Consider the following 4,649-nt stretch of genomic DNA (forward strand, 5'->3'; position numbering starts at 1 on the left):
CTCGGGCGTGCGGGCCGACCTCGGCGCGCACCTGCCGCTCGTGCGGCCGTGAGCGAGGGGTGTCCGGCAGTCCTCTCGGCGGCACCGACCGTTCGAACGTCGGCACCGTTCCTCGTCGCGGGATGCAGCTCTGCCGATCCCGCCCCGGACACCGCGGCGAAGGCACAGGTCGCCCGTGCCTGCGGGCAGGTCGTGCTCCCGCTGGAGGAGTATCAGGCCGCGGTCGACGAGCTCAACGTCACGCAACGCGCCGGCCAGAGCGTGCTCCGGGAGTGCCGCCACCGCCGCGGGCACGCGCGACTGGCCCCAGCGGCCGACTCGATAGACTGGCGCGCATGACCTCCGCCCCCGAGCCGACCCCCGATCAGCGCGCCTACACCGTCCGTCGCGCCCCGCGGCTGACCGCGGTGCTCGCGGTGGCGCTCGCGCTCGGCCTGCTGATCGCACTCGTGATTACCACCGCGGTCCACGCCTCCCCCACCCCGCCCGCGGACCCGTACTCCGGCATCCCGCTCTCCTTCTCGGAGACGTTCGGCTTCGCATCGCTGCTGAGCATGCTCGGCACGAGCGTGCTCGGGCTGCTCGTGTGGCTGCTGCTGGACCGCCGCTCCCGGTCGACCGCGCGCACCGTGGTCCTCGAGCGCACCGACGACCCGGCCGTGGCGGACGTCCGCCTGGACCGTGTGGACGCGGGTGCCCCGCCCGCCCGCACCACCCCCACCGAAAGGACCCCCGAGCAGTGATCGCACCGCGCACCCGACGAGGCGACGGCCGCCTGACCGCCGCCCTCGACCCCCAGGACCAGGGGCCGCAGGACGAATGCGGCGTGTTCGGCGTGTGGGCGCCGGGCGAGGAGGTCGCGAAACTGGCCTACTACGGCCTGTACGCCCTCCAGCACCGCGGCCAGGAGTCCGCGGGCATCGCCGTCTCGGACGGCGGGCGCATCGCCGTCTACAAGGACATCGGCCTGGTCTCCCAGGTGTTCGACGAGGCCACCCTGACCGCACTGAGCGGCCACATCGCTGTCGGCCACTGCCGCTACTCCACCACCGGCGTGAACAAGTGGGCCAACGCCCAGCCCACCCTGGGCGCCACCGCCGACGACGGCACGGTCGCCCTGGCGCACAACGGCAACCTCGTGAACTCCGCCGAGCTGCTGCGCATGGTGCACGCCGCGGACGGACGCCACACCCACGGTGAGATGAAGCAGGGCAACACCACGGACACCGCCCTGGTCACGGCCCTGCTGCACGGCACCCCCGGGGACCGCCTCGAGGAGACCGCCCTCGAGCTGCTGCCGAAGATCCGCGGCGCCTACTGCTTCGTGTTCATGGACGAGCACACCCTCTACGCCGCCCGCGACCCGCAGGGCGTGCGCCCGCTCGTGCTCGGCCGCCTCGAGCGGGGCTGGGTGGTGGCCTCCGAGCAGTCGGCCCTCGCCACCGTCGGCGCCTCCTTCATTCGGGAGGTCGAGCCCGGCGAGATGATCGCGATCGACGAGGAGGGCATCCGCTCCACCCGCTTCGCCGAGTCCAAGCCGGCCGGCTGCGTGTTCGAGTACGTCTACCTCGCCCGGCCGGACGCCACGATCGCCGGGCGCTCCGTGTACGAGTCCCGCGTGGAGATGGGCCGCCGCCTCGCGCTCGAGCAGCCGGTCGAGGCCGACGTCGTGATCCCCGTGCCCGAGTCCGGCACGCCCGCCGCCGTGGGCTACGCGGACGCCTCGGGCCTGCCGTTCCGCCAGGGGTTCGTGAAGAACGCGTACGTGGGCCGCACCTTCATCCAGCCGTCCCAGACGCTGCGCCAGCTCGGCATCCGCCTCAAGCTCAACGTCGAGTCCACCGTGGTGGCCGGCAAGCGCGTCGTGGTGGTGGACGACTCGATCGTGCGGGGCAACACCCAGCGCGCCGTCGTGCGGATGCTCAAGGAGGCCGGCGCCGCCGAGGTGCACGTGAAGATCTCCTCCCCGCCCGTGAAGTGGCCCTGCTTCTACGGCATCGACTTCGCCACCCGCGCCGAGCTCATCGCCAACGGCGCCGCGGTGGACCAGATCGCCGCGTCCATCGGCGCCGACTCGCTGGCCTACATCAGCGAGGACGGCATGATCGAGGCCACCGGGCAGCCGCGCGAGCGCCTGTGCACCGCCTGCTTCACCGGCGACTACCCGATCCCGCTGGCCGACGAGGGCGAGCGCGGCAAGGGCCTGCTGGAGCCGGTCGCCGTGTCGCCCGCGTCCACCGTGGTGCTGGACGAGGGCGGCGAGACCACCACCGTGACCGCCACGGGCTGCGAGCCCGGCCCGGACGCCGACGACGAGAAGCTGCTCACCGAGACGGACAGGACCCCGCTGTGACCCCGAACCAGACCCCCTCCTCCGCCGCCCCGATCACCTACGCCTCGGCCGGCGTCGACGTGGAGGCCGGCGACCGCGCCGTCGAGCTGATGAAGGACGCCGTGAAGGCCACCCACACCCCCGAGGTCATGGGCGGCATCGGCGGCTTCGCCGGCATGTGGGACGCCTCCGCGCTGCTGCAGTACCGCAAGCCGCTGCTGACCACGTCCACGGACGGCGTCGGCACCAAGGTGGCGATCGCACAGGCGATGGACAAGCACGACACCATCGGCCAGGACCTCGTGGGCATGGTCGTGGACGACATCGTGGTGGTCGGCGCCCAGCCCCTGTTCATGACCGACTACATCGCGTGCGGCAAGGTCGTGCCCGAGCGCATCGCGGACATCGTGCGCGGCGTGGCCGAGGGCTGCCGCCTGGCCGACACCGCGCTCGTGGGCGGCGAGACCGCCGAGCACCCGGGCCTGCTGGCCGTGGACGAGTACGACGTGGCGGGCGCGGCCACCGGCGTGGTCGAGGCGGACATGGTCCTGGGCGCGGAGCGGGTGCAGTCCGGCGACATCGTGATCGGCATGGCCTCCTCCGGCATCCACTCGAATGGCTACTCGCTCGTGCGCCGGGTGGTGAACGCCGCGGGCTGGTCCCTCGACCGCGAGGTCACCGAGCTCGGCTGCACCCTCGGCGAGGAGCTGCTCGTGCCGACCCGCATCTACTCCCGCGCCTGCCTCGACCTGGTGCAGCGCCTCAACGGCCACGACGGCGGCTCGGACCTGCCGGTGCGCGCGTTCAGCCACGTGACCGGCGGCGGCCTGGCCGCGAACCTGGCGCGCGTGCTCCCGCAGGGCCTCATGGCGACCGTCGAGCGCGACACCTGGTCCCTGCCGCCCGTGTTCCGCCTGGTGGGCGAGCTCGGCCGCGTTCCGCAGTCCGACCTCGAGCGCACCCTCAACCTCGGCGTGGGCATGGTGGCCGTGGTGGACCCGGAGGTGGCCGCGAAGTCGATCTCCGTGCTCGTGGACGCCGGCATCGACGCGTGGGAGATGGGCACCATCGGCGCCCTCACCGACGACGCGGCGGCCGCGGGCCTGGACTTCGTGCAGGGCGCCAAGGGCGTCGACGGCGGCGCCGTGCTGATGCGCGGCCAGTACGCCGCCTGACCCCCACGGAGCGTTTTCGTTCGGGAAACGGCGGGCTCCGGAGCGTTTTCGTTCGGGAAACGGCGGCCTCCGGGGCGTTTTCGTTCGGGAAACGGCGGTTCACGACGCGAAGATCCGCCCGCCGAGCCGGGTCCGGTGCGTCTGCACCTCGGCGACGACGCGCCGGAAGTCGTCCCGCGCGTCGTCCACCGTGGCCCAGATCTGCGTCCAGCCCGCGCGCGCCCATCCCTCGTCTCGCCACGCGTCCACGGCGACCTGTGCCGGGTCGAGGTGGTGACCGCCGTCGTAGTGGACCACCATGCGCCACTGCCGCCACCCCAGATCCGCGTCCGGCGACCGCGCCCGGCCCGGGTGCAGCACCAGCTGGAGCTCCGGCTCGGGCAGGCCGGCGTGGAGCAGGGCCAGGCGCAGGGCTGTCTCCTGTGGGGAGTCCGCGCCCACCCGCATCAGCTCGAGGGCGGCACGGGCGGTGCGCACTCCCTTGAACCGCCCGGCACGCAGGAGCGCGGACCGCAAGGCCGCCGTCGTGGTCCGTGGTGAGCGGCGCCCCTCCGGCGACCAGGGCCGGTGGACGAGGGCGTCCCCGGCCACCACGACGGGCTCGAGCATGCCTGGACGGAGCAGTGCGGCCAGATCCGCCCAGGATCGCTCCAGGCTCGTCAGGCGGATCCCGTGGAGGACGGTGACATCCGAAGCTGGGACCAGGCGGGCATGCGAGGTGATCTCCGGTCGGACGCTCGCCCCGCGCGGGTGTGGCCGGGAGACGTGCACGGTGCCGTCCTCCGCCAGGAACGGCGGCAGCGGCACGCGGTGCAGGAGCAACGCTGTGAGGTGGGACGCCACTCCCCCGCTCGCCTCCACGATCGCGACCGTCTCCTCCGGCGCGAAGGGAGCGGGCGCCTCGGCGTAGCCGAGATCCGCCCACGAGCCGAGGTGGTCAGTCCGGAGCCGATGGACCCCATGCGTCACGCGCCGCACGTCACCGCCGCGGACCAGTCGCTCCGAGACCCCGGCCGCGCGCAGGTCGCCACGGGTGAACGGCCGGCCGGTCTCGACGATGTCCGGCAGGGGCAGGGAAGACGTGGCCATGCCCGTGACGATGGCTCAACCCGGCCTAGTTGTTGTGGGTCATGAGGTTCTTG

At 73.2% G+C, this 4,649-nt stretch carries 4 protein-coding genes; 3 read left to right on the forward strand and 1 reads right to left on the reverse strand.

The genetic code is table 11. The features are described 5' to 3' along the window. Positions 1-335: 335 nt before the first annotated feature. The 3 genes from HMPREF3105_RS07670 to purM are packed head-to-tail and all read left to right on the forward strand — an operon-like array spanning position 336 to position 3,507. On the forward strand, positions 336-743 hold the full coding sequence (locus HMPREF3105_RS07670) for a hypothetical protein (RefSeq protein WP_044658862.1): 408 nt from the start codon (positions 336-338) through the stop codon (positions 741-743). Beyond that, entirely contained in the window at positions 740-2,353 is a 1,614-nt protein-coding gene (purF, locus tag HMPREF3105_RS07675) for an amidophosphoribosyltransferase (protein ID WP_070709097.1), read from the forward strand. The genes HMPREF3105_RS07670 and purF overlap by 4 nt, the downstream gene beginning before the upstream one ends. Further along, positions 2,350-3,507 carry a phosphoribosylformylglycinamidine cyclo-ligase gene (gene purM / locus HMPREF3105_RS07680; RefSeq protein ID WP_070709098.1) on the forward strand — a complete coding sequence of 386 codons (1,158 nt, stop codon included), beginning with the start codon at positions 2,350-2,352 and terminating at the stop codon, positions 3,505-3,507. Before purF ends, purM begins: the two co-directional genes overlap by 4 nt. A 99-nt stretch (positions 3,508-3,606) precedes the next feature. Here purM and HMPREF3105_RS07685 read toward each other — a convergent pair whose 3' ends face one another. Next, positions 3,607-4,596, reverse strand: a complete 990-nt coding sequence (locus HMPREF3105_RS07685) for a type IV toxin-antitoxin system AbiEi family antitoxin domain-containing protein (protein ID WP_070709099.1) — start codon at positions 4,594-4,596, stop codon at positions 3,607-3,609. Positions 4,597-4,649: the final 53 nt, after the last annotated feature.

The organism is Micrococcus sp. HMSC31B01 (assembly GCF_001816085.1).
GTDB classification, from domain to species: domain Bacteria; phylum Actinomycetota; class Actinomycetes; order Actinomycetales; family Micrococcaceae; genus Micrococcus; species Micrococcus luteus.